Raw genomic sequence first — 25,166 nt, forward strand, 5'->3', positions numbered from 1 at the left:
AGAAAGACGGATTCAACGTATGGAAATGATAAAAACTATGAAATGAAAAAGGAGGTAAAGTGTTTACCTCCTTTTTATTGATTTTAAATATTATATTTCTTCTTTAACTGCCACAATAACATGTAATTCATATTCAGTAACTTCAGTTCTCGTTTCCCTACTTGATAGGGGAATAAGATGAGGCGTGAAAATAAATTTTTGGGAATATTCATTGCCCAATACATCCGCATACGTTAATGAAAGCTTTAAATTCGGTATTTGCTCAAGTGGAAGCTTTTTGGTATTACATAAATGGATCATAATTGTAAGTATCTGAGTATATGAAAGAGGAAGATGTATTTTGCAATTTTTATCTGCAGATAACATAGGTATCTCTTGTTTAAAATCAAGGTCTAATAAAGTAAGACCAAAGTTATTAATACTTACATGGCTTCCTTCTTTGTATTCCAATATATATTGATTTTCTTTTTGGTTTTCCTTTATTAGCTTAATACTGGAAGACATTTCATCATAATCCCATTCAAACCTAATTCTTTTAGCATTTCCATTTCCAGTATTAGTAATGGTGAAATTCATCATATTATTTCCATGATGAAACCTTACAAAATCCATTCCTTGGCTATATTTTAATCCAAACGTTTCCTTCTCGAGAAACAGCTCGGGTTTAACCGCATCTTTTCTTTGATTAATCATCTCTTCTAATTGTTTCTTCGCACTTTCAGCTGATATTTCCGAAGCTTTTGCTGATTGTCGTCCAACTATACTGGCATACAAAGCAATTAAAACCGAAATTAATGAGATAATAACGGCACCTAATTGAATCCAATCTGTAGGTGTTAGACAGGACCAAAATCCAGAATTACATGCTTCTTTTATTGTCATTTCATACTTCAAAAGTATTCCTCCTATGTAACGATATACCAAATATTATATCACACTTCACAGAATATACGTTTGGTAGTTTGATATTATTAAACGCAAATTATCACACTAAAAATGTTAAACTGAATATTTATATTCAACAATAAAAGGTTCGTAATATTATTACGAACCTTTCTCATCATCTGAATCTTTTTCAATTAAGTGATTATATGCAACAGGTATTGGCGTGTCATTTTTAAGGATAAAGCTTCCTTCAGGTCTATCTTTTAATTTTTCCTTCTTGGTTTCCCTTATATCTAAAACGTCGTGTTTTTTTATAAGATTTTTAAATTTTTTATTTTTTCCATACAGTGCATTAATAAAAATCAATTCAAATTCTGCATTAGACCATTGAGCTCGCAGTGTACCAAAATAGAATCTTTTATCACCGACAACCGTATCTCTTTTTTCTCCTTCTTTAATTCTTTTTTGTTCGTCCTCGTCCTTAACTACATTTTCTACAATAAATTTGACAATCCGATAATTGTTTCTCATGTAATGACCTATAGCGTTACCATATTCATCATGAAAATCTTTATACACAATATCTAAAAGGTCTTGACTTATCCCATCAGGAGTATCAAGAAACTCTTCTTTCCATTCTTCTGAAGGTATATACATTTCTTTTTCCCACGATTGTGTAGCCTGTATGTTAATGTGACGCAAATATTGTTCTTGTGCCAACCGTTCTTCCAAAACTTCTTTCAATTTCTCAAAAGCCGCTCTACCTTCATAAAGTTTAGCTTGAGATACTACTTCATCTCCTTCAACCCATTCATCATACCATTCATCATACATATTTATTTGAGTATCACTAACAATTTGATGATGTAATGACAACATATTAAAAAATGTTGTTTCAAACTGCTGTTTTTTCATCGTTTCATTTGTAACTTGTGTTTCTTTTCTTGCTTCCTCAGCTTGTCGGACTGAAGCTTTCATTTGTTTTACGGAAGCTTTGGTTTGGTTTACCATTTCATCAACACTTTGCCTACTCATTTCTAGCTCTTTACGCTGCATAATATTTGTGCCAATTAATAAAAATACACTAGCAGCAGTTAAAAAAGTTACAGTTGTCCCCCCTACAAAATCTCCTATTGAACCTAAACCTGCTATCCCTGTGTAATCTCCATAGTCACTATATCGTAAATAAACGAAAAGCGGTGAACCAACCGCCCCTACAATACACAACATTGAGATCAAAAACATCCAATTTGTTGTTTTTGAAAACCATTTCTTCAAAAGCTATCCCCCACTATCTATCTTTAATTAACTTATTATATCAATTAATCCATTTCCTTACTATACCACTAGACACATCAGCTTAACGAATTATATATTTTCTCGATATTTACTATTACAGACAACAAAACCACGCCCAGTGACGAGCATGGTTCGTTTACTTGTATTTAATTTTCACCGTGGGTTGTTCATCACCTTTTGCATACGTCCATTCAATTCGCTCAATAATGAAATGTAAACTTCTGTTAACTTCTTCATCTGTCAGACCTTCCCCATCGAGGAATTGCCAATTTTGAAGCAGGTATTCAATCCGTTGTTTCATTTCATGTAAATTAGCTATTTTCTCCTGTGAGTTCTGCTTTGCACTTTCTTGAAGTTCCAAATGCAACTGCTCCATTTTCCCTTCATACTCAGCTTTTCTTTCACGATAACGAGTTGGGGTTAAATCTCCTTCAATTCGCATTGTTTCAATGGTATCCAAAGCTGTAGTAATTTTATTCATTTGCTTTTGAATCTGATTCATCTTATATTTCATTTCAGCACCATTGTCGTTTTGTTCAAGCTCTTTAATGTCGTTTAAGATTTTAGGCACATGATTCCCTACATCTTCCTTAATGAGTTTCAATATTGGTTCATACTGGTAAGTTCTATTTTTGCAGTAACGACAAATTTTTATGTATAACTTCCCTGTATGTGCCATTTGAGTCCCCTGCACTTTTCCACAGTTTCCACAAAAAATGAGCTTAGTAGTTGGGTAGATTTTATTTTTGCTCCTTGGAGCTGAAAACGAATATGTATTAACAATTTCGTTGACCTTTGTCCAAGTTTCCTTGTCAATGATAGCAGGATGAGCATTCTCAATCCGCTTCCATTCATTTTTTGGACGCTCTTTTCGCTTTTTCCAATATTTATTGTAAATCAGATCTCCTGTATATACTTCATTATTAACAATTCGACAAATGCTGTTATATGCAAATTTCTTTCCCGTTCTCGTCCTCACGCCCATTACTTCATTCAGTTCATCACATACTTCAGGGATTGTTTTTCCATCTGCGATAGCTTTGAAAATATATGTAATATGCTCAGCATTTTTATTTTTTACCAGCTTCCTTGTGATGGGGTCTTTGTCATATCCTAACGGAGGATCGCCATGTACCCACAACCCCTTTTCTGAAGCAGCTAATTTCCCTTTTTGCAAACGTCTTTTTGTTATGCGAAGCTCTTGAGCTGCTAACAAAGAATTGAAATCTAACAGCATCATATCATTATCATCGTCCCAATCGAAAATCCTGTCTGGGGTAACAATGAATGTATCATTCACAAACAACTTTTCTTGTATATCTGCAGTATGTTTTTTGTCTCGTCCTAAGCGGTCAACAGCGTTAACTACGATGGCATCATATTCATTACGTTCTACCTTCACGAGCATATCATCTAACTGCTGACGTTTCCTGTCTGCTCCTGAAGCTATTTCTTGATATAAGTCATATGACCATTTATTCCTGTCACATAGCTCCGTCAATGTTTTCCTATGGTTGGCAAGGATTTCATCAATCCCTTTATTTTCCTCATCACGAGAAAGACGGAGGTATATTGCTACATGCCTGATATTTTCTGTAAAAGCCATTTATATAATAACACCCCTTTTGAATCATCATTGTAATGTTATTATATATTTGTAGTCCCTACCAAACAACCTTGTCGGTCCTGTAAAGACGAGTAACCCATGCGAATAATGTAAAAAGGAAAGAAGTTTCTTCGCTGTACTTGGAAATAACGAAAGATGAGATAACGGCTGAATAGATGCTTGTAAATGAAGACGAATAACGAGACTTTCTTGATATACGGTTGGAAGCGTGGAAAGGCGCAAATACACTTCTTGTCCATCCATTTGTAAATACAATGAACCATTTTGTGGCTTCCGCCTCTCCCCTATATCCATAGATGCTAAAAATTTAAAGTGTGAAACAAGTTTTTCTCCAAATTCCTTTTCAATGCATTGTTTCGTCATTAAATCTTTTCCTATACGTAGTTGAACCGCTACATCCTTCTTCCGGGGCACAATGTGTAAATCCGAAGCTTGTACCCTACACGCCTCTTTCAAAATCATATTCGCAAAGCTTTCAATTCCATTCATCATTTTTCCCTCCCCACTATGTATATAGCATGAAGAAATCCATCTGAAAAATCGGTATTTTTGCATTTTCACTAAAGAAAAAAGGGAAAATATGTTTGTGAAATTATGAACAATTTCCGAATTATTGTCTGAAATTACCTATATGGAAGTTTATCTGTATTATAATGTTATTATCTTGGATAAAGTGATAAAGGTGGAGATCCTCATGGAACAAGCTTTAAAAATTACAGGTGTATTATCTGATCCAACTCGTTATTACATTTATAAATATATTTCTCAAAAACATAGCTACGTAACAGTACAAGAAATTGCAGATGAGTTTGACATTCATCCAAACGTAGCGCGTTTACATTTATCTAAACTAGAAGATGTTCATATGCTGAAATCGGAAACGAAGAAAACTGGAAAAGGCGGACGCCCAAGCAGATTATATGTATTATCTGATGATGTGATTCAATTACAATTTCCATTCCGTGATTATCAATTGTTAGCAAGAATCGCATTTAATTCTTTACTTAGCCTTGGCGCTGCTGGTGAAAAAGCGCTATACGAAACTGGAAAACAATTCGGAGCCGAATTAATGCAACAACATATGCTGCGTTTAAATGTAAGTGAAGATGCTTTAACAGTGGAACAAAAAGTTCAAATTGCAAAAGAAGCTTTCTCAACAGCTGGCTTATCACCTGCATTTGAATTAAGTGCAGATGGAACGAAAATTTTCTATGATGTACACAATTGTCCATTTAAAGAAGTTGCTGTTCATCACCCAACTGAAATTTGTAATATGCACGGAGATATGATGAAAGGGATTTTTGAAATCCTATTCCCTAACACGGAATTAACACGAAATGATAGTCTACTAGATGGATGTAAATCTTGTAATTATAAACTAACAATTTAATTTCTCATATAAAAAGAAGCCATTTATAAATGGCTTCTTTTTATATGAACGAATATTTACAATAGTAAGAAAAATAAACTATAATGAGGTGAGGTTTACTTTTTTTAGAAAAGGAGGGAGATGGCATGGAGCGCATGTTTCGCGTTCTCGGCTTTTGGACTGGAATTTTCTCGGTTATGTTTTACGTAGGGGATATGCATTCGACCGCACTACTATTTTTAGGACAAACAGGATTCTTCGTACTTTTAAGCTATTTAAATTTAACAGAGCGTATGTATATATACGTATTTGGGGCATATTTAACTGTTTTCTTCATAGGATTTACATACTACACGACGTTTTTACTTGTCCCTGGGGCTGGACATTAAAAGATGGCATTTTGCCATCTTTTTTTTAATTCCGCAATTTCCTAGTTGACTTATAGGTTTTATTACCTTATATTCTATATAACAGATTGGAATTAGGGGGAATCAACATGAATACACTGCTTGTCGGAATTAACGTTGCAGTCATGCTCATCTTAGTTGGCGTATTATATTATATGCAACGTAAGCATGTATCTTTTAATAAACGTGTATTTACTGCTTTAGGAGTCGGAATTATATTCGGTCTTATATTACAATTTATTTATGAACCAACTTCTAAAGTAATTATTGAATCAAATACTTGGTTTGGCTTAATCGGTAACGGTTATGTGAAATTACTTCAAATGATCGTTATGCCACTTATTTTAGTATCTATTATTTCAGCATTTACAAAATTACAATTAACGAAAAACCTTGGTAAAATTAGTGGTCTTATTATCGGAATTTTAATTCTTACTACCGGAATCGCTGCAGCTGTCGGTATCGCTGCAAGTGCAGGATTTGATGTATCTGCAACAGGTCTACAACAAGGTGATGCAGAATCTGCTCGTCTGAAGCTAGTTGAAGAAAGATTTACTTCTATTGAAAAAACAACAATTCCAGATAAATTATTAGAACTATTGCCTACAAATCCGTTTCTTGATTTAACAGGTGCTCGTCCAACATCAACAATTTCTGTTGTAATATTTGCAGCCTTTATCGGTATCGCCTTTATAGGTGTAAAACGAAAATATCCAGAACAAGCAGAGCTATTTAAGAAAATGCTTGATGCTGTATATGCAATCGTAATGCGTATGGTAACATTAATTTTACGTCTTACTCCATTCGGCGTATTAGCTCTTATGGCAAAAACAGTTGCTGGTAGCGACATAAATGCTATTTTAAAACTTGGTAACTTCGTGTTAGCGTCTTACGTAGCACTTATCGTAATGTTCATTATCCACTTATTATTAATTGCTCTTTCTGGTTTAAATCCAATTCAATATTTAAAAAAGGTATTCCCTGTATTAACATTTGCATTCACATCTCGCTCTAGTGCTGGTGCAATGCCATTAAATATTGAAGCGCAAAAAGAAAAGCTTGGTATTTCTGAAGGGATTGCAAACTTCGCAGCATCATTTGGAGTATCTATCGGGCAAAACGGTTGCGCAGGTATTTATCCAGCAATGCTTGCAATGATGGTCGCTCCAACTGTAGGAATCGATCCATTACAACCACAATTTATTTTAACTTTAATCGCTGTCGTTGCTATTAGCTCATTCGGTGTTGCCGGTGTTGGTGGCGGTGCAACATTCGCAGCGTTAATCGTACTATCTACAATGAACTTACCAATCGGTATTGTCGCTCTTGTTATCTCAGTTGAACCATTAATCGATATGGGTCGTACAGCTCTTAACGTAAGTGGTTCTATGACAGCAGGTCTTATTTCTAGTAAATGGCTTGGTGAATTAGATCAAGATACGTACAATCAAGATGATACAAAAACTGGTGAAATTGCTTCATAATAAAAAAGGACGCTAACAGTTTTGTTAGCGTCCTTTTTTAGTTCCTTCCATCTTCCTCTTTATCTTTTATACATAAGGCATAACATATTGTTTCAAACACTATGTATAAAGCTCTACCGATTACTTCAATCATGGTAAAACACCACCTGTATATTAGAATAGATAATTATAAATAAATTATATATCTTTTCGGATTTTTATAAAAATTACATTTGTGTAAGGTTTTATAAAAACCGAGCTTTATTCTTCTACTAAAAACTCTTCTAGTTGCTCTTTTAACTCCTCTTCAATTTCATCACAAAATTCATCAACAATTTCTCCTACTTTCTTACTCCCAAAAATGTTTGATTGAATAGACATTCCTAAAAAGATTCTTTCGCATTTCCAAATTGTAATATATTGAAATCCAATCATCCCTTTTTCTTCATCTAATACAGCTATAGCAACTGATGAATCATACCCGGTTTCAAAAGGATTCTCTTTACCTTTAACAAGTCCCATATCTAATTCCATGTTTTTTTCTATGTATAAATGCGAATACTCTTTATAAAGTTCAAGTGATATCCGTTCTATTTCCTTCTCCATACACTGAATTTTCTCTTTCAATTCCAATGTGAAATCTCGTTCTTGATACTTCATTTCCGTCTCCTTACACATAAAAAAGAGAATACAATAACATATTCTCTTTTCTCAAATATATTTCATTATCTCACAGCCCGTCCTTTCACAAATAACCATTTTGTTCGCACCATATATGAAATTGTCCTACGTCTACTCCAACTAACACGATATCCTTTAGCTCTACATCAATGATTTGTTCTCCAATTACAATAGCAAACTGCGATTCTAATTTTGTCTCGCATTTCTTTACAATTCCAATTCGGTTCCGATGCGGTCCATCTTTTATATATGCTTTTTGTCCTACAATATCAAAGTTCAAGATTTTCACCTCTTTTACTGCGCTCAAATTGGAAATACGATCTCCACCTCGGAAAATTTCCTTTCATTGCACTATTTCTCTATATATATGACGAAACAATAAAAGAGTCCTCCCTTCTTTACAATTATTTTTTCTTTGTTTCATTTTTGTGATTGAAACGTAAAGTTTATAATAAAATACACTTGGAAGCGCTTTCTATGTAATTTTTTATGTTATAATATATAAGTAGAACTTCGTAAAGAGGGTTAAAAAATGAATACAAAAATGATTAAAAAAGTAATTGAAGCATTAAAAGTATATGGATTTCAAGATGTATCATTCTGTGATAAAACGAAGCAATTTTTATTTCATAACGAAATGGATATTATGAGCGGCTATGCAGAAATAACATATAGTAGTCAATTTGAAAAATTCAACGTACAAATTCATCCGATTGAAACACATCACCAAGCAGAGTTACAAGAGGTTGAAAGACATATACAAGCCTGTATAAGAAAAGTGGAATATTTAAACGCACTTCTTAGCGGACAAACAAAACTAGATGACAAAATTATTATAATGTAAAAAAGAACGTGATTACCTCACGTTCTTTTTTACATTATACGTTCATCTTTTCTTTCAGTTGTAATCCTGTAATGGACTCTAACAGATCCATTGCTTCTCCAAATGTCATATCAAAAATTGTCTTATCCTCTATGTATGGAAATTGTCTAAAGCGCTTTTCTAACATTTTCACGGCGTCTGACGTAAAGTGTGCACTATCAATACCAAATTCTGTTTCAAGAAGAACGATCCAATCTAACACATGAAAGCCTAATCCATTTACGAATGAAATAAGTTTTTCTTCTGGCTGTGAAGATAAGAATACGTATCGTTCCATCTCACTAAAAAGTTCTTCTCCTAAAATATCAGCTAATTCATCATCAAGTTCGCGGTTAATGATTTCTTCATAGCCATAATCATCAACAAGCTCCTCAACTTCTTCACTATCCTCACAAAGCAATTGACTAAGCAGTGCATCTTTCTTAAATTCACTATTTTGTACGACTTCTAAAAAGCTCGTTTCCCATCCATTTTCTAATTTCATATTATGTACTCCTTTATATACGTTTCTTATCATCACTGTACCCAAAATATCCCTTTTATAACCTTTTAGGTAGTTACTATTATTTCACATGATTCACAACATAAGATGCAAATTCAGCTACATCTCCTTCAAAAATATTTATTTCTGTCAAATGATAGAACGTTGTTTGGAGCGGATTTCTTTCATGATATACATATATCTTTTTCTCTAACGCAATCGCCATTCCAAACTCTGTATGGCTCCCGTTTCCGCCATCTAATATAAGTAAAAATACATCCGCTTCTTTAATAGCATTCTTTTCTGCCTGACCAATTTCTCTTAATTGTTCTTGATTCACTGCTCTTTCGTTTTTGGTCCAATCATATGTATGGTTCCATCCTGCATGTTCCAGTTCATTTGCTATAGAACGTACAAGATGTTTATTTTGGAATCCTGAGGCGATATAAAAATTCATTTTATATACACTCCTTCATTATATAAGGGGGAAACTCCATTTTAGCGTTATTTGCTATAAACATAATAAAGATCGACTTCAAAAAAAATCCCCATCTTTAAAACTTATTTGCGTTTAAATGATGGGATGCTTCATGATCTTCTTTTATTTTTTGTTTTTTATAACTTTCATCAGCTAACATTTCTAGTTCAGCTGTTATTTCTGATTTTTCAAGCTCCCTTTCTTGCGAAAACTTCCTTGAAATATAAACAATAACACTACCAACGTACAACACAAAGCATATAATAAGTGCAGTATTTTCATAGAGACTTAGCTCCAACACAGTCACTCCTAATCCATTCGTATTTTCACGCTTCATTAATTGGAATTTCCCTATTAATCCATTTGTTATTGTAACATACAAACACCGTTTCTTGGAATCTTTCATCCTATTTAAAAGAGGCATGATTGTTTCATCATGCCTCTGAAATATGTTGAATGATTGTTTGAATTGCTTCTTTTCCATTATATTTTTTTAGAGCTGTTTTATACATTTCATTATTTTGATTTAATTCTTCGACATGCTTTATAAGAGAGTTCACAGTCACATCTTCTTCATACAATACGGAAGCATATCCTTGTCTCTCAAAAGACTCTGCATTTAGTATTTGATCTCCACGACTTGCAAATTTGGATAGCGGAATTAAAAGCATCGGCTTTTGCAATGTTAAAAACTCAAAAATAGCATTAGAGCCCGCACGTGAAATAACAAAGTCTGTTATCGCTAATATGTCTGGCAGTTCTCCATGTACATATTCAAATTGTCTATATCCTTCTTTATTTTGTAAACTTTCATCAAGATTACCTTTTCCGCAAAGATGAACAATTTGATACTTTTTTAGAAGTTCTGGTAACGCTTCTCGAACCGTTTCATTAATTTTCTTTGCGCCCAAGCTTCCTCCCATAATTGTAATAACTGGCTTTTTACGTGAAAAACCTAAAAACGCTAAACCTTTTTCGCGATTTCCCTTTAGCACGTCTTCACGTACAGGCGATCCTGTATAGATTACTTTTTCTTTTGGTAAATGTTTCGCAGCTTCATCAAATGTAACAAATATTTTCGAAGCAAAACGGAGAGCAATTTTATTTGCTAGTCCTGGCGTCATATCAGATTCATGTAATAAGACTGGTACTCTATTTAACCATCCTCCAATTACGACTGGGACAGATACGAAACCACCTTTTGAAAAAATCACATCCGGTTTTAGTTTTCGAATCCTTACATACGCATCCATAACACCCTTCATTACAAGAAAAGGATCTTTTATATTTTTCAAATCAAAATAACGGCGTAGCTTTCCGCTTGCAATACTATAGTACGGAATGCCTTCCTTTTCTATAATCGTTTTCTCAATTCCTTGATGAGAACCAATATAAGAAATATCCCAATTTTGTTCTTGTAAATGCGGAATGATGGCTAAATTAGGTGTTACATGCCCTGCCGAACCGCCACCTGTAAAGACTATTTTTTTCATACGTCTCCCCCTTCTACACTATAATACACTAAAATATCTTGCCTCAGGGTGAGAAAATACCATAGCTGTTACAGATGCTTCTGGCTCCATCATAAATCCTTCCGTTAATGAAATACCTATCTCTTCTGGATGAATAAGTCGAAATAATTTTTCTTGATCCGCGAGTTCTGGACATGCTGGATAACCGAAGGACACGCGTATTCCTCTATATTTCGTGCGGAAACGTTCTTCCATTGTCAGTTCTGGTGAATCTGGAATACCCCAGCGATCACGAATAAGCATATGTGTTTTTTCAGCAAGTCCCTCTGCTAGTTCAAGCGCTAACGATTGAATGGCATGACTGCGTAAATAATCACCCTTCGCTTTCCACTCTTCAGCAATGTCCCGAACGCCTTCCCCAACCGTAACAGATAGGAAAGCAACGTAGTCCATCTCATCTCCAACTGGGCGTAAATAATCACCTAAAGTACGGTATGGTGCTTTTCCTTGTCTTGGGAATGTGAAACGTTCTATAACACGCGTATGATCTTCTGGATCATATACTACAATATTTTGTCCGTCGCTTTGCGCTGGGAAAAATTGATACACTGCTTTCGGCTTTAACCAAGATTGTCCTTCCTGCAATAATTCGTCTATTAAATCATTTAATTCATGTGCTCTTTTATCTCCCTCTCGCAAAAGCTTCTTCACACTTCCTTTTAATCCAAGGTGATGTCCAAGTAACATTTGTCTATTTAAAAATGGAGCGAGATGAAGGGCTGGGATATCGCGTAATACGATTCGCTTTGTTGAATCAGGCACTATAACCTCTGCCTTCGGTAATGGCTCAATTACTGCTGGAATTTCTACTTTTTTCTCTTCTTTTGTTACGATATGAAGATGACGTTCTTTTTTATCTTGTTTCATCTTCTCTCTCTCTTCTTCTTTTTGAAGCTTATTAATAATATCAAGCCCCGTCATCGCATCACTTGCATAACATACGAGCCCTTTATAGGATGGCGAAATACGATTATCTGTAAACTTTCTCGTTAACGCTGCCCCGCCTACAACGATTGGAATATCAATATCCGCCGCTTTTAAATCTTCAGCAGTCGTTACCATTTGTTGCGCTGATTTTACTAATAAACCAGAAAGCCCAATAATATCAGGCTTCTTTTCTTGTACTTCTTGCACAATTCGATCCGAGCGAACATTGATCCCTAAATTAATAATCTCATATCCGTTATTCGATAAAATAATTTCAACGAGGTTTTTCCCAATATCATGTACGTCACCTTTAACAGTTGCTAATAACACTTTCCCTTTTTTCGCACTATCACTAGATTCCATATGTGGCTCCAAATAACTTACAGCAGCTTTCATACTTTCAGCACTTTGCAATACTTCAGCAACGATAAGCTCATTATTATTAAATAATCGTCCTACCTCATCCATTCCTGTCATAAGTGGGCCATTAATAATATCCAAAGGTTTTCTTCCTTCTGTAAGCGCAAGACTTAAATCTTCGTGTAACCCTTGTTTCGTACCTTCTACAATGTAATTTGCGAGCCTTTCATCAAGAGTTAATGTTTCTTGGATAACGATATCTTTCTTTTTTGCCACGCGATAAAAGTTTGTAAATTTTTCTAACGTCTCTTGCGTCGTTTCAAAAAGCAACGCATCTGCAAGACGTTTTTCTTCCTCAGGAATTGACGCATACCGTTCTAATTTTTCCGTATTCACAATCGCGTAATCTAATCCTGCTTTCGTTGCATGATATAAAAAGACGGAATTTAATACTTCGCGTCCAGCTGGTGGTAAACCAAATGATATGTTACTTACACCTAAAATCGTTAAACACTCTGGTAATGCTTCTTTAATAAGGCGAATCCCTTCTATCGTCGCGGCCGCCGAGCCAATATATTCTTCATCACCTGTACCTACAGGAAATACAAGTGCATCAAAAATAATATCTGACGGGCGTATACCATATTTCGTCGTCAATAACTCATAACTTCTTTTCGCAATTTCTAGTTTTCTTTCTGCACTTACTGCCATACCATCTTCATCAATTGTTCCAACTACAATTGCAGCACCATATTTCCGAAGGAGCGGTGTCACTTTTTTAAATCGTTCTTCTCCATCTTCTAAATTAATTGAATTAATAACGGCTTTTCCTTGAATATAAGTAAGAGCTCGCTCCATCACATTTTCATCTGTTGAGTCAATCATAATCGGTACTTTTAATACTTTCGTAACTTCTGCCAAGAAGTTTTCCATATCTTCTATTTCATCCCGGTCCGGGTCTGCCATGCAAATATCAATAATATGAGCATTTTTCTTCACTTGCGCTCTAGCGATTTCAGCAGCCTCTTCGAATTTCCCTTCTGCTACTAATCGTTTAAATTTACGTGATCCAATAACGTTTGTTCTTTCACCAACAAATAACGGTCTCATAGAATCATCATATTGAAGTGCCTCTAATCCACTAACACCGTGTCCAGCTCTTTCGTGGTGTTCACGCGGCTTAAGAGACGCTAACGCAGATTTCATTGCTTTTATATGTTCTGGTGTTGTGCCACAACAACCACCGATAATATTAACCCATCCTTCTTCAGCAAATCGCTTCACTTTTTCAGCGAGAGAAGATGGAGATTCGTGATAATGTCCATCTTCATCAGGAAGACCTGCATTTGGATAGCAAGAAATGTAACACTCTGACAAATCAGATAGGGAACGAATATGGTCTCTCATAAACTCCGGACCGGTCGCACAGTTTAATCCAACAGATAATGGCTTCATATGCTCTATCGATAAGTAAAAAGCCTCAATTGTTTGCCCCGCCAAAGTCGTTCCCATCGGTTCAATCGTTCCCGAAATCATGATAGGTACTACCTTACTTAGTTCATCAAAAGCTGCTTGAATTCCAATATAAGCAGCCTTCACGTTACGCATATCTTGACTCGTCTCAACGAGTAATACATCAACTTCTCCTTTCAACAATCCTCTTGCCTGCCGTGTATAGGCTTCAATTAATTCTTCAAACGTCACACCACCAGTAACACTAATCGCTTTCGTTGTCGGTCCCATTGCTCCCGCAACATATACTTCCTTCCCGCTTTCTTCGACTGCTTGCTTTGCTAAACCCGCTGCCTTCTCATTTAGCTCCTCGTCTAAATGAGATAACTCATAATCACTTAGTACAATATTTGTCGCCCCAAATGTATTTGTTTCAATAATATCCGCTCCAGCTTCAATATAGGCTTTATGAATCTTTAAAATAACATCTGGTCTTGTTTCTACTAAATATTCATTACAGCCTTCGTACTCTTCTCCTCCGAAATCTTCCGCCGTTAAGTCCTCTTGCTGGATCATCGTTCCCATTGCACCATCTAATATTAAGATGTTATTTTGTAATTTTTCTTCTATACATTTCATCAATTAATACCTTCTTTCACTTCTTGCTTTTCTCTCACATATTTAACAAGATGTTCTGTAATTTCATATTTTAGAAATGGTGTAATAAGATAAATGCCGTTAAAATATTTCATCGCCGTATCGATCAATTCTTGTGAAATACGAATCCCTTCTTCAATTGCTGCTTCTTTCGTTTCATGTCCATCCATTCTCTCTCTTACTTCTTCAGGTAGCGTAATACCTGGCACCTCAAAATGAAGGAAATCTGCGTTCCGTTTACTTATTAGTGGCATAATCCCAATAAAAATAGGCTGCTTCAAATGCTTTGTCGCTTCATACACTTCTTCAATTAACGCGATATCATAAATCGGTTGCGTTAAGAAATATTCCGCTCCAGCATCTATTTTCCGTTCCATTCGCTTAACCGCTGCTTTTAAATGTCTTACATGCGGATTAAAAGCACCTCCCACTGAAAACCTTGTTGCTTGCCCTATTGATTTCCCTAAAATAGAACGCCCATCGTTCATTTCTTTAATCATTTTAATGAGCTCAATAGAGGACAAATCATATACAGAAGTGGCACCTGGAAAATCACCGACACGTGCTGGATCACCAGTTAAAGCTAACACTTCTTCCATGCCTAACGCTGATAATCCTAGTAAATGAGATTGTAATCCGATGACGTTATGGTCTCTACACGTTAAGTGCGTCAATACCGGAATATCGTGCTTCGTTAATAATGCTCCCATTGCCATATTCGAGACGCGAGGCGATGCCAATGAATTATCTGCTAGAGTAATAGCATCTGCTCCAGCTCTTTTCAAAGCTCTTGCTCCTTCAAAAAACCGCTGCGTATCTAACGTTTTCGGTGGATCTAATTCCACTACTACTGTCGTTTGTTTTTTTGCTTTCTCAGCTAAAGTAACATGAGCTTTCGAACGTTTCTCGTGTGTATGAACTACTTTCGGTCTTTGAATCGTATCCTTTTCTATTACAGGTGTAACATTTGCAATTGCACGTTTCATACTTTCAATATGTTCTGGAGTCGTGCCACAACAACCACCCAATAAACGAATACCTTGCTCAATAAATTTCGGTGTCATCGCTTCAAAATAAGCCGGACTTCCCTCATATACGTAACGTCCCTCCACATAATTTGGGAGACCTGCATTTGGGTATGCTGATAAGTAACCATTTTTCGGAATCGATATCATTTTAAAAGCTTCTGTCATATGAAGCGGCCCTAGTTGACAGTTCAATCCAACGACATTTGCACCATAATCTAAAAGCTGTTTTAATATTTCATTTACATCATTTCCATTTTGAGTCGTACCTGCCTCATGTAACGCTAATTGAGCTACAATTGGAATATTCGTTTGTTTTCGTAACACCTGAACAGCATGAAGTAATTCAAACTCATCATAGAAAGTCTCTAATAGTAATCCATCAACCTGTTCTTCTAGTAAAGCACTTGCCTGCTCAAGTAACATAAATTCTCTTTCCATATCAGTTGTCGTAACAGCTCCAATATGTTTCATACCACCGATTGTTCCTAAAATAGCGTTTCTGTCTGTAACAGATGCTTTCGCCAGTTTGACTGCTGCTCTATTAATTTCAGTAACTTGATTTTCTAAACCATACATACGTAATTTCGCTTCGTTTGCTCCGTACGTATTTGTTTGAATCACATCAGCCCCAGCAGCTACATATTGCTTATGAATCGATATAATTAAATCCGGATCAGATATATTCAATTCTTCAAAACTACTTTGCAAACCGTGTGAATGTAATAACGTCCCAACCGCACCATCACCTATTACAATTCCTTTCGATAATAAATCTAGTAATTTCACCAATCTCCCTCATTTCTATCAATATAAAAACCCCCTCTTCACTTTGAAGAGGGGGACATAATTGGTCCTCCTCTTATTATGCAAAACACTCGTTTTGCAGGTATTAGCACCGTTTCAAACATTTCGTTTGAAGGTTGCCGGGTTTCACAGGGCCTTTCCCTCCACCGCTCTCAATAAGAGTTTGTCTTTATTATTTTATTTATGTAGCTAAAAGGAAATGCGTTCCCCTTTTAACAATGTTTGTTAATTTTTTAATAAATTTAGCACGCACAAATGCAAAAGTCAATGACACTTGCGGAAAAATAAAAATTATTTAAAATAAAGTTGCAATTCAATTATCTTTTGTTGTAAAGTTAAAAACATAATAAAATTTCATACGAACATTCTTATCTAGAGAGGTAGAGGGACTGGCCCTATGACACCTCAGCAACCATTAACATTTGTTAATAAGGTGCTAATTCCAGCAAATTGTGAAAGATTTGACAGATGAGAAGAAGACTCTATTCAAACCGAAAGCCTTCTTCTTAGAAGGCTTTTTTTATTTTCCCCCGCTATTTGAGGGCAGTAAGATTCCCAACTCAAAATTCAGCTGGAACAAAGAAGTTAGGTGGGAATCAACTGCCCGTAAAAGCCCGATTGGTGAGGGCTGATAATTAGTGGGGATGAATCCCTCACTGATTAAAGTTTCACTTTACATTCACTTAATTGTTCATTTAAAAAGGAGGAATTTTCACATGTCAACTATTGAAACGAAACTAGCACAAATCGGAAACCGGAGCGAAACTACAACAGGAACTGTTAACCCGCCTGTTTATTTCTCAACTGCTTATCGTCACGAAGGAATTGGTAAATCTACTGGCTTTGATTATTCAAGAACTGGAAATCCAACTCGTGGTCTTTTAGAGCAGGCAATCGCAGACTTAGAATACGGCGAACAAGGTTATGCCTGTAGCTCCGGAATGGCGGCTGTTCTCCTCGTCCTTTCGCTATTCCGTTCTGGAGACGAACTTATTGTATCTGAAGATTTATACGGCGGGACTTATCGATTATTTTCTGAGCATGAAAAAAAGTGGAACGTTCGATGTAGATACGTAAATACACAATCTATTAAACAAATTGAGCAAGCTATCACAACTGAAACGAAAGCTATTTTCATAGAAACTCCAACTAATCCATTAATGCAAGTTACTGATATTACCGCAGTCGCAACTGTAGCGAAAAGACACGGACTACTCCTTATTGTAGACAACACATTCTACACGCCTTATATACAACAGCCCTTAACAGAAGGTGCTAACATTGTACTGCATAGTGCAACGAAATATTTAGGTGGGCATAACGATGTGCTAAGCGGACTTGTCGTTGCAAAAGGAAAGGAACTTTGTGAGGAAATCGCCCATTATCATAATGCATCCGGTGCGGTCTTAAGCCCATTTGACTCATGGTTATTAATCCGCGGTATGAAAACGTTAGCGCTTCGCATGAGACAACATGAAGAAAATGCAAAAGCAGTTGTCGCTTATTTAAATGATGAAGACGGGGTGACAGATGTATTTTACCCTGGAAGAGGCGGCATGATCTCATTTCGTCTGAAAGATGAAACGTGGATTAATCCATTCTTACAATCTTTATCCTTAATTACATTTGCTGAAAGTCTCGGTGGTGTTGAAAGTTTAATGACGTATCCAGCAACGCAAACACACGCTGATATTCCTGAAGAAATCAGAACAGAAAACGGTGTATGTAATCGTCTTCTTCGATTTTCCGTTGGCATTGAAAATAGTAACGATTTAATTCAAGACTTACAACAAGCCATTACACTTGTAAAAGAAGGTGTAAGAATATGAGTTATTCTATAGATACACTCTTACTACACAACCAATATAAACATGACTCACAAACAGGAGCTGTTAACGTTCCCATTTATAATACATCAACATTCCACCAATTTGATGTAGATACGTTCGGGAAATATGACTATAGTCGCTCTGGCAATCCAACACGTGAAGCGCTTGAAGATATCATTGCTTTATTAGAAGGCGGAACAAAAGGGTTTGCGTTCGCGTCAGGAATTGCAGCGATTTCTACTGCATTCCTCCTCCTTTCACAAGGTGATCACGTACTCATTTCAGAAGACGTATACGGAGGAACTTATCGAATTATAACTGAAGTTCTCTCCCGTTACGGTGTTTCACATACATTTGTTGATATGACCAATTTAGAAGAAATAAAGCAAAACATTAAGCCAAATACAAAACTCTTTTATGTGGAAACACCTTCTAACCCACTTTTAAAAGTGACAGATATTCGTGCTGTTTCTAAACTTGCAAAATCTATTGACGCCCTTACTTTTGTTGATAATACATTTTTGACACCACTATTCCAGAAACCACTTGATCTTGGCGCCGATGTCGTTCTTCATAGTGCTACAAAATTCATTGCCGGGCATAGTGATGTTACTGCCGGATTAGCGGTTGTAAAAGATGCCGAACTCGCTCAAAAACTTGGATTTTTACAAAATGCATTCGGCGCTATTTTAGGCCCGCAAGATTGTTCTCTCGTACTTCGTGGCCTAAAAACATTGCATGTACGTCTTGAGCATTCAGCGGCTAACGCCAATAAAATTGCACACTATTTACAAGATCACACTAAAGTTCAAAATGTCTATTATCCTGGCTTACAAACACATCTTGGATTTGACATTCAACAATCTCAGGCTACATCAGCCGGAGCCGTCCTATCTTTCACTTTACAATCAGAAGACGCACTCCGCCAATTTTTATCAAAAGTAAAATTACCTGTCTTTGCGGTTAGTTTAGGAGCTGTCGAATCCATTCTTTCCTATCCAGCTAAAATGTCACATGCAGCACTGTCGCAAGAAGCTCGCGATGAAAGAGGTATTTCGAATTCATTACTCCGGTTATCCGTCGGCCTTGAAAATGTTGACGATTTAATATCCGATTTTGAAAATGCCCTTTCTTATGTAGAAGAACCTGTAAATGCATAGAGTGAAAAGAAGATATGAAATTAAGTTTTCATATCTTCTTTTTTATGCTGTTTAGTATATTTTTTACTTTTCGTATAGTTCATAAAAAACGACAGAGCACCATCTATTTCCAAGTAATGAATTAATTGATATATTAAAAAGTAAAAAAAGGGGCAAAAATAATGGATACTTGTGCAGATGTTTTAATCGTTATCGATTTACAAAATGGAGTATGTTATAGCGGGGAGCATTTATTCGATTTACAAAATCTACTTACAAAAGTAAATAAAAGAATTTCTTCATACAGAAAATCAAATAAACCGATTCTTTTCGTTCAACATTGTGATGATGATTTAGTACCTGAAAAAGATCTTTGGGCTATTCATGCTGATTTAGATGTTCAAGAACAAGATCTTTTTGTAAGAAAAACACATGCCAATTCATTTTATAAAACAAACTTAAAAGAGATTTTAGAGCAATTATCTGTACATCGTATTGAATTTTGTGGTGCCCAAACAGAGTACTGCATGGATGCTACGATTAAATTTTCCCATGGACTAGGATTCGAAAACTTCATGGTACAGAAAACTACCTCTACGTTAAATAATCCATTTATGTCCGCAAAAGAGACAATTGATTTTTATGAGAATATATGGAATCGCAGATTTTTAAAGCTGATAAACGATGAACTCTAGAATAAATAACCAACAGATTAATCATTCTAAAATTTATCAGCTAAACTCAAACATTTTCTTTTAACCTATTTTATATTCTATAAATAACATTACAATTCCTTTGTCTTATTATTTTAAAAATTTTGTATATTCATTTGAAAGAATAAGAAAATCATGATAAAATTGTGTTACAAATATATCTATATCTTTCAATTTTTAAAACGCATCGAAATTTTCACCCAAAAATGTCATTTTACAAAACCGTGCTAAATCATCTACTTTATTTACATCAGGGTCTCTTTTCTTACAATTTCTTTACTTTAGGACTTTTTTTCTGCAACAACTGTTTTCTTTTCTTTAATTTTTTGGTATGTATAGTATGGTAAAACAGCTCACACGGAGGTGGAAAAGAACATGTTAGAAACCTTTCAAAAAGAAATAGAACTATATGAAAGCAATGCAGAATTATTGAAAGTACTTGCTCATCCTGTTCGCTTATGTATTGTAAAGGGATTAATTGAACGTGGTCCAAGCAACGTTTCTACAATGTACACTGGCTTAAACATGCCACAATCTACAATTTCACAGCATTTAGCAAAATTAAAAAGTGCTAAAATCGTTTCAAGTGAAAGAAAAGGATTAGAAATTTATTACAAAGTAGAAAACGAAACAATTATTCAACTCGTTCGCGTATTATTGGGTTAGGGACTCATAAACAGAGAAAAAGGACGTATTCTATATTTTTTATCTCATATCTTTAATATAAATATATATCATGAGAGGAAATATATAATGCTACATAAGTCGTATTAAAAAACAAGACACAGAAATATGCTGTGTCTTGTTTTTTTTATATTTTCAAATACCGATTCAATTGTAACTGTTGCATATGTTTCGTATGCATAACAACATCAAATGCACTCCCTAATCCTCCACTCAAAATCATAGAACGAACTGCTCGATTTTGTTTTTGAGTTTCAGAAAAAGGGTTCCTATCTTGATGATTCGTAAGCTGCTCTAATATTCCTGCCGCTAACAAAAACTCTGATTGCTTCTTATGCCATACTGTATGCATACCTTGCAGGCTAAACATCTCTTTCAGTTCGTCCCAATGAATATGAGTAGTAAGATCCATTTCACCTGGATGCACTAAAGGATTACGGATTAACTTATGGTCGTAATATCCTCGTAAACTTCCTTCCTGATGTGCAGGATGCATCCATTCTTCTTTTGTATATCCATAATCAACTGTAATACATACACCTCGTTGAAACCATTTCGCCATTTCTTTTATATATTCTTCCATCGCAATCGGCACTTCAAAACGCTGGCCTTCAGCAAGATGAATATTATATTTCAATAAGTATCGACCAATTCGTTTATGTAACGGTCTACATACTTCTGCAAGTTTCCCTTCTTCTGTGTACGTAACACGTACTTCATACAATATTCCATTTCTCTTCTCAATTACTTCAACAGGAAATGCATCAAATAACTCATTCGAAAAAAGAATCCCTTCGAACGATTCGCCCATTTCACTATGCGACGTATAATATGACACATTAGAAAACGAATAAAGATTTTTCCGCTGTAATTTTCTATGAAAAGGGCTCATTTCAATCATTGAATAGTTTAAATCCGTAAAGGTTTCTGGAGATAATTGCTTCCACTCTTGCAAAACATCATAGGCAAACCTTCCTGTTCCCCCACCAATCTCACAAATATTCGGAGCAACTTCACCATTTTCAACAAGACGAATAAAAAACTTAGCAAAGGTTTTTGCAAAAACAGAGGATACGTTGCTACTTGTAAAAAAGTCCCCTTGTCTTCCGATTTTTTCACGTTCTTTCATATAATATCCATGTTCCTCTGCGTATAATGCGAGGTTCATATATGTACTGTATGAAATTGAATAATCCTTTTCTTTTTCCATCCATTCTTTTAAAATGAGCTCCATCTCCATACTAGCTCCTTACTGTAAAAATGGATTATTTTCTTTTTCAAAACCAATGCTTGTTTCTGGACCATGTCCACATAGCACCGCTGTTTCATCGGGTAATACAAATAATTTTTCTTCAATACTTCCAATTAATTCAGCAAAACTCCCACCAGGTAAATCTGTTCTTCCGATGCTCATTTGGAACAACACATCTCCAGAAAATACAGCATTCGCCTCTTTACAATAATAAGAAATACTACCTGGAGAATGTCCTGGTGTTTCAAAAATTTCAAAATTAAATGAGCCAATTGCTAATGCACCTTCTGCATCAATAATATGATCTGCTGGTTTTGCTGTAATGCTGCGATTCATCATAAAAATTTGAGAACCATTTACAGTTGCATCACCTAACCAATCTGCTTCTTCTTTATGTACGTACACAGGAATATGAAAAGCATCTCTTACCGCATCAACAGCTCCAATATGATCAAAGTGAGCATGTGTTAATAAAACAGCCAGTGGCTTTAATTGTTCTTCTTGTAAATATGTAACGAGCTTCTCTCCTTCGTGACCTGGATCAAAGATAATACACTCATTTTGATCATTCGTTAAAATATAAGCATTCGTTTGTAATGGGCCTAACGGCATTTGTATCCATTTCATATGAAAATCTCCTCCAATTATTAAACTTACTTTCAATGATACAACATTTTTTTCTCTTAGGAAAAGAAAGGATGCTATCTCGACAATCATTTTTAAAACATGTACAATATAAAAGAGTTAATATTCTAAAAACTCATATTTAGGAATGGTAGACAGAGGAGGATATTGTATGGGCCTTGTTATTATTTTTGCATTAGTCACTCTGTTAGCTGTATTTGCTACGCTTAGAACACTTCGTGAAAAGAACTTTTTCGCAGGCGGCTTTGCAATTGCAACTGTACTCGTTTTCGGATGGTTTACAATTATGACTGTTCTATATAACGGGTACCCACCAGCAGCTTAATTCATCTACATGTTATTCTTCATCGAGATCTCACAAAAAAGAGGAAGGGGTTCCCCTTCCTCTTTTCATAGTTCACAACTTATATCATCTTCGCTTCGTATTTGTGCTTTTTTACAAGCCAAGCTCCTCCGATAACACCTGCATCGTTACCAAGTGTTGCAATCGCTAACTTCGTGCTTTTTACAGCACGTGAGAAAGCATATTGCTCGAAATAACGTTGAATTGGTTCTAATAGTGCATCTCCAGCTTTAGAAACGCCTCCGCCAATAACGATTTTCTCTGGGTTCAACGTGCTAGAAAGGTTCGCTACAGCTAATCCTAAATAAGAAGCTACTTTTTCTACAACTTCGCCTGCTAGTTCATCACCTTGTCCATGCGCTTCAAATACGTCTTTTGATGTAATACGCCCTTCTTCTGCTAACATAGAACGTAGAACACTTTCTTTATCAGTCTCTTGTATTTTTTGCATAGCAACACGCACAATACCTGTAGCAGATGCTACAGTTTCTAGGCAACCAGACTTCCCGCAATTACATGGGAAAGCATTCTCTGTAACGACTGTAATGTGTCCGATTTCACCAGCAGCACCGCTTACGCCGTGTACAATCTCACCATTGGCAATTACACCGCCGCCAACGCCAGTACCAAGAGTCATACAAATTAAATCTTTCGCTCCTTCACCAGCACCTTTCCACATTTCACCAAGCGCTGCTAAGTTTGCATCATTATCAATAACGACAGGTAATCCTGTTTCTACTTCTAATAAATCTTTTAATGGATAGTTTTTCCATCCTAAGTTAACCGCTTCGTAAATCATTCCAGACGCCACGTGTACAGGACCAGGAGCTCCCATACCAATACCGATTAACTTACTTTTTAATTCGCCTAACTCTTCTAACTTTTTATCAATAGCTTTCGCTACATCAAGTGTAATATGTTTTCCTTGCTCATTTGTATTCGTAGGGATTTCCCACTTATGTAAAATTTCACCGTACACATTAATAAATGCTAATTTAATCGTTGTACCACCAAGGTCAACACCAACTAACCATTTCTCTTCCATGTTGCTTACCTACCTTTATCTAATTCTTATTTAGCTCTTTTTGAATTTCTTGCTTCAATAAAAATAAAGCTGTTTGATAGTCTTGTGGATCGATTAGCTGTGATTGATTTAATTCACGCAATTCATCTTGCATTAATTGTAAATCTGCAATTCGATCACCCGTATAAATAATCGTACCAAATTTCTTTAGCAATTGCTGAATATCATAAATAGATACCATTTCATCACCCTCTATGCTCACTTACTATAAAAAATTATAATAAGAAAACGTTCACATATTTTATTATAATCAAGAAGAAAAAGTCTCGTCAATTTTTATTTGTCTATACAAGCCCATTTTTAACCATTGTTCCTTTTTCTGTAATAATTTTTTCTACATTTTTATCAAACGGCTCTACTGGGATATGTTCTACCATTTGAAAACTATAAGCTAATGATAGCGTTTTCCCTTTATAATGCACGAGATAACGATCATAATAGCCACCGCCATATCCAATCCGTTCTCCTCGCACTGTATAAGCTACGCCCGGCACGATTTGAAGATCAATTTCATCTGCATTCACTTCTTCCGTAAGTGCTGGAATTGGTTCACGTAAATTCATATACACAGTTTCTAATTGATCAAAATTACTAATTTGCCTAAAGGACATTGTTCGTGTTCCTTTATTACACTTCGGGACAACAACTTTCTTGCCCTCTTCCCAAGCTTTTTCGATAATAGGATATGTATTCACTTCATTTTCCATTGAAAGAGTGATTCCGATTGTTTTAGCTTCAGTCCACTCTTTTTGCGCATACAACGAACATGCAATTTCCTCTGATAAAGTTGTATACCGTTCTTCTGATAAAGAATTCATGTGCTCTATTATTCGTTTACGTAAACGTACTTTCTCTTCTCTCACACATTTTCCCCCTCACAGTGATACTTTGCTCTACGATGATAGTGTATCACTTTTAACAGAGGAATCGAATAAAAAAAGAAGCAGTAGGAAAATATTCCTACTGCTTACTTTGTTTCACGGTGTAACGTAGACTTCTTGTCACGCTTGCAATACTTTTTAAGCTCGATACGCTCAGCGTTGTTACGTTTGTTTTTCTTTGAGATATAGTTACGATCTCCGCATTCTGTACATGCTAGAGTAATATTCACACGCATTCTTATTTCCCTCCAGTACTAATAACT

Annotated in this window: 26 protein-coding genes, 1 pseudogene and 2 riboswitches; of the genes and pseudogenes, 9 read left to right on the forward strand and 18 right to left on the reverse strand. The window is 35.6% G+C overall.

The window, feature by feature from the left end; translation table 11 throughout:
- Positions 1-90: 90 nt before the first annotated feature.
- The 4 genes and pseudogenes from ACUXEY_RS05515 to comGA form a co-directional block, all read right to left on the reverse strand.
- Entirely contained in the window at positions 91-894 is an 804-nt protein-coding gene (locus tag ACUXEY_RS05515; protein ID WP_461300245.1) for a hypothetical protein, read from the reverse strand.
- Between the two features lie 150 nt (positions 895-1,044).
- Positions 1,045-2,163, reverse strand: coding sequence for a putative phage abortive infection protein (locus tag ACUXEY_RS05520; RefSeq protein ID WP_461300246.1), 1,119 nt, complete (start codon positions 2,161-2,163; stop codon positions 1,045-1,047).
- 157 nt (positions 2,164-2,320) lie between these two features.
- Positions 2,321-3,790 carry a recombinase family protein gene (locus ACUXEY_RS05525; RefSeq protein ID WP_461300247.1) on the reverse strand — a complete coding sequence of 490 codons (1,470 nt, stop codon included), beginning with the start codon at positions 3,788-3,790 and terminating at the stop codon, positions 2,321-2,323.
- A 72-nt stretch (positions 3,791-3,862) separates the two neighbouring features.
- Positions 3,863-4,300: pseudogene (comGA, locus tag ACUXEY_RS05530) on the reverse strand (competence protein ComGA); the annotation flags it as partial.
- Between the two features lie 205 nt (positions 4,301-4,505).
- Here comGA and ACUXEY_RS05535 point away from each other — a divergent pair.
- From ACUXEY_RS05535 to ACUXEY_RS05545, 3 genes are all read left to right on the forward strand, one after another.
- Positions 4,506-5,201: a helix-turn-helix transcriptional regulator gene (locus ACUXEY_RS05535; protein ID WP_098088693.1), complete on the forward strand. Its 696-nt coding sequence runs from the start codon at positions 4,506-4,508 to the stop codon at positions 5,199-5,201.
- Between the two features lie 125 nt (positions 5,202-5,326).
- Entirely contained in the window at positions 5,327-5,569 is a 243-nt protein-coding gene (locus tag ACUXEY_RS05540) for a DUF2626 domain-containing protein (RefSeq protein WP_000440714.1), read from the forward strand.
- 107 nt (positions 5,570-5,676) lie between these two features.
- Positions 5,677-7,071 (forward strand): L-cystine transporter, encoded by a 1,395-nt coding sequence (locus ACUXEY_RS05545; protein WP_461300248.1) that lies wholly within the window; start codon positions 5,677-5,679, stop codon positions 7,069-7,071.
- A 240-nt stretch (positions 7,072-7,311) separates the two neighbouring features.
- On the opposite strand, the gene ACUXEY_RS05550 is transcribed toward ACUXEY_RS05545, so the two are convergent.
- On the reverse strand, positions 7,312-7,710 hold the full coding sequence (locus tag ACUXEY_RS05550) for a hypothetical protein (protein ID WP_461300249.1): 399 nt from the start codon (positions 7,708-7,710) through the stop codon (positions 7,312-7,314).
- Between the two features lie 85 nt (positions 7,711-7,795).
- Complete coding sequence (locus ACUXEY_RS05555) at positions 7,796-8,011, reverse strand: DUF3912 family protein (RefSeq protein ID WP_166701810.1); 216 nt, start codon at positions 8,009-8,011, stop codon at positions 7,796-7,798.
- Between the two features lie 252 nt (positions 8,012-8,263).
- Here ACUXEY_RS05555 and ACUXEY_RS05560 point away from each other — a divergent pair, with 252 nt between their 5' ends.
- The gene (locus ACUXEY_RS05560) at positions 8,264-8,575 is read left to right on the forward strand and encodes a hypothetical protein (protein ID WP_166701809.1); all 312 of its coding nucleotides are present in this window, start codon (positions 8,264-8,266) and stop codon (positions 8,573-8,575) included.
- Between the two features lie 34 nt (positions 8,576-8,609).
- Here ACUXEY_RS05560 and ACUXEY_RS05565 read toward each other — a convergent pair whose 3' ends face one another.
- The 6 genes from ACUXEY_RS05565 to ACUXEY_RS05590 all read right to left on the reverse strand — a co-directional run bounded on the left by ACUXEY_RS05565 (position 8,610) and on the right by ACUXEY_RS05590 (position 16,315).
- Complete coding sequence (locus tag ACUXEY_RS05565; protein ID WP_461300250.1) at positions 8,610-9,098, reverse strand: hypothetical protein; 489 nt, start codon at positions 9,096-9,098, stop codon at positions 8,610-8,612.
- A gap of 79 nt (positions 9,099-9,177) precedes the next feature.
- Positions 9,178-9,552, reverse strand: coding sequence for a nucleoside 2-deoxyribosyltransferase (locus tag ACUXEY_RS05570; protein WP_166701807.1), 375 nt, complete (start codon positions 9,550-9,552; stop codon positions 9,178-9,180).
- Between the two features lie 97 nt (positions 9,553-9,649).
- Complete coding sequence (locus ACUXEY_RS05575; RefSeq protein WP_000817964.1) at positions 9,650-9,910, reverse strand: DUF3966 domain-containing protein; 261 nt, start codon at positions 9,908-9,910, stop codon at positions 9,650-9,652.
- A gap of 97 nt (positions 9,911-10,007) precedes the next feature.
- Positions 10,008-11,066: an undecaprenyldiphospho-muramoylpentapeptide beta-N-acetylglucosaminyltransferase gene (gene murG, locus ACUXEY_RS05580; protein ID WP_461300251.1), complete on the reverse strand. Its 1,059-nt coding sequence runs from the start codon at positions 11,064-11,066 to the stop codon at positions 10,008-10,010.
- A gap of 18 nt (positions 11,067-11,084) precedes the next feature.
- On the reverse strand, positions 11,085-14,483 hold the full coding sequence (gene metH, locus ACUXEY_RS05585; protein WP_461300252.1) for a methionine synthase: 3,399 nt from the start codon (positions 14,481-14,483) through the stop codon (positions 11,085-11,087).
- On the reverse strand, positions 14,483-16,315 hold the full coding sequence (locus ACUXEY_RS05590; protein ID WP_461300253.1) for a bifunctional homocysteine S-methyltransferase/methylenetetrahydrofolate reductase: 1,833 nt from the start codon (positions 16,313-16,315) through the stop codon (positions 14,483-14,485). Before ACUXEY_RS05590 ends, metH begins: the two co-directional genes overlap by 1 nt.
- A 70-nt stretch (positions 16,316-16,385) precedes the next feature.
- Positions 16,386-16,495: riboswitch (SAM riboswitch) on the reverse strand.
- Positions 16,496-16,698: 203 nt separating this feature from the next.
- Positions 16,699-16,808, forward strand: a riboswitch (SAM riboswitch).
- Positions 16,809-17,049: 241 nt separating this feature from the next.
- Here ACUXEY_RS05590 and metI point away from each other — a divergent pair.
- The 4 genes from metI to ACUXEY_RS05610 all read left to right on the forward strand — a co-directional run bounded on the left by metI (position 17,050) and on the right by ACUXEY_RS05610 (position 20,680).
- Positions 17,050-18,162, forward strand: a complete 1,113-nt coding sequence (metI, locus tag ACUXEY_RS05595; protein ID WP_461300254.1) for a cystathionine gamma-synthase/O-acetylhomoserine thiolyase — start codon at positions 17,050-17,052, stop codon at positions 18,160-18,162.
- Complete coding sequence (gene metC, locus ACUXEY_RS05600) at positions 18,159-19,322, forward strand: cystathionine beta-lyase (protein ID WP_166701802.1); 1,164 nt, start codon at positions 18,159-18,161, stop codon at positions 19,320-19,322. Before metI ends, metC begins: the two co-directional genes overlap by 4 nt.
- Before the next feature lie 161 nt (positions 19,323-19,483).
- The gene (locus tag ACUXEY_RS05605; RefSeq protein ID WP_461300255.1) at positions 19,484-19,996 is read left to right on the forward strand and encodes a cysteine hydrolase family protein; all 513 of its coding nucleotides are present in this window, start codon (positions 19,484-19,486) and stop codon (positions 19,994-19,996) included.
- 393 nt (positions 19,997-20,389) lie between these two features.
- Positions 20,390-20,680 (forward strand): ArsR/SmtB family transcription factor, encoded by a 291-nt coding sequence (locus tag ACUXEY_RS05610; RefSeq protein ID WP_000894375.1) that lies wholly within the window; start codon positions 20,390-20,392, stop codon positions 20,678-20,680.
- Positions 20,681-20,825: 145 nt separating this feature from the next.
- On the opposite strand, the gene ACUXEY_RS05615 is transcribed toward ACUXEY_RS05610, so the two are convergent.
- Both ACUXEY_RS05615 and ACUXEY_RS05620 read right to left on the reverse strand, forming a co-directional pair.
- The gene (locus ACUXEY_RS05615; protein ID WP_461300256.1) at positions 20,826-21,938 is read right to left on the reverse strand and encodes a class I SAM-dependent methyltransferase; all 1,113 of its coding nucleotides are present in this window, start codon (positions 21,936-21,938) and stop codon (positions 20,826-20,828) included.
- Positions 21,939-21,947: 9 nt separating this feature from the next.
- Positions 21,948-22,577, reverse strand: coding sequence for an MBL fold metallo-hydrolase (locus ACUXEY_RS05620; RefSeq protein WP_000871244.1), 630 nt, complete (start codon positions 22,575-22,577; stop codon positions 21,948-21,950).
- Between the two features lie 169 nt (positions 22,578-22,746).
- Between ACUXEY_RS05620 and ACUXEY_RS05625 the strand changes: the two genes are divergently transcribed.
- Positions 22,747-22,920: a DUF2759 domain-containing protein gene (locus tag ACUXEY_RS05625; protein ID WP_000524846.1), complete on the forward strand. Its 174-nt coding sequence runs from the start codon at positions 22,747-22,749 to the stop codon at positions 22,918-22,920.
- A 79-nt stretch (positions 22,921-22,999) separates the two neighbouring features.
- Here the strand turns inward: ACUXEY_RS05625 and glcK are convergent, their stop codons facing one another.
- The 4 genes from glcK to rpmG all read right to left on the reverse strand — a co-directional run bounded on the left by glcK (position 23,000) and on the right by rpmG (position 25,139).
- Positions 23,000-23,983, reverse strand: a complete 984-nt coding sequence (gene glcK, locus ACUXEY_RS05630) for a glucokinase (protein ID WP_048531179.1) — start codon at positions 23,981-23,983, stop codon at positions 23,000-23,002.
- 19 nt (positions 23,984-24,002) lie between these two features.
- On the reverse strand, positions 24,003-24,203 hold the full coding sequence (locus ACUXEY_RS05635) for a YqgQ family protein (protein ID WP_000253699.1): 201 nt from the start codon (positions 24,201-24,203) through the stop codon (positions 24,003-24,005).
- A gap of 103 nt (positions 24,204-24,306) precedes the next feature.
- Positions 24,307-24,885, reverse strand: coding sequence for a 5-formyltetrahydrofolate cyclo-ligase (locus ACUXEY_RS05640; RefSeq protein WP_166701798.1), 579 nt, complete (start codon positions 24,883-24,885; stop codon positions 24,307-24,309).
- A 104-nt stretch (positions 24,886-24,989) separates the two neighbouring features.
- A complete protein-coding gene (gene rpmG / locus ACUXEY_RS05645) occupies positions 24,990-25,139 on the reverse strand; it encodes a 50S ribosomal protein L33 (RefSeq protein ID WP_001265616.1) in 150 nt (49 codons plus the stop codon).
- Between the last annotated feature and the right edge of the window lie 27 nt (positions 25,140-25,166).

This window comes from Bacillus sp. F9_6S_D1_P_5, from assembly GCF_054823925.1.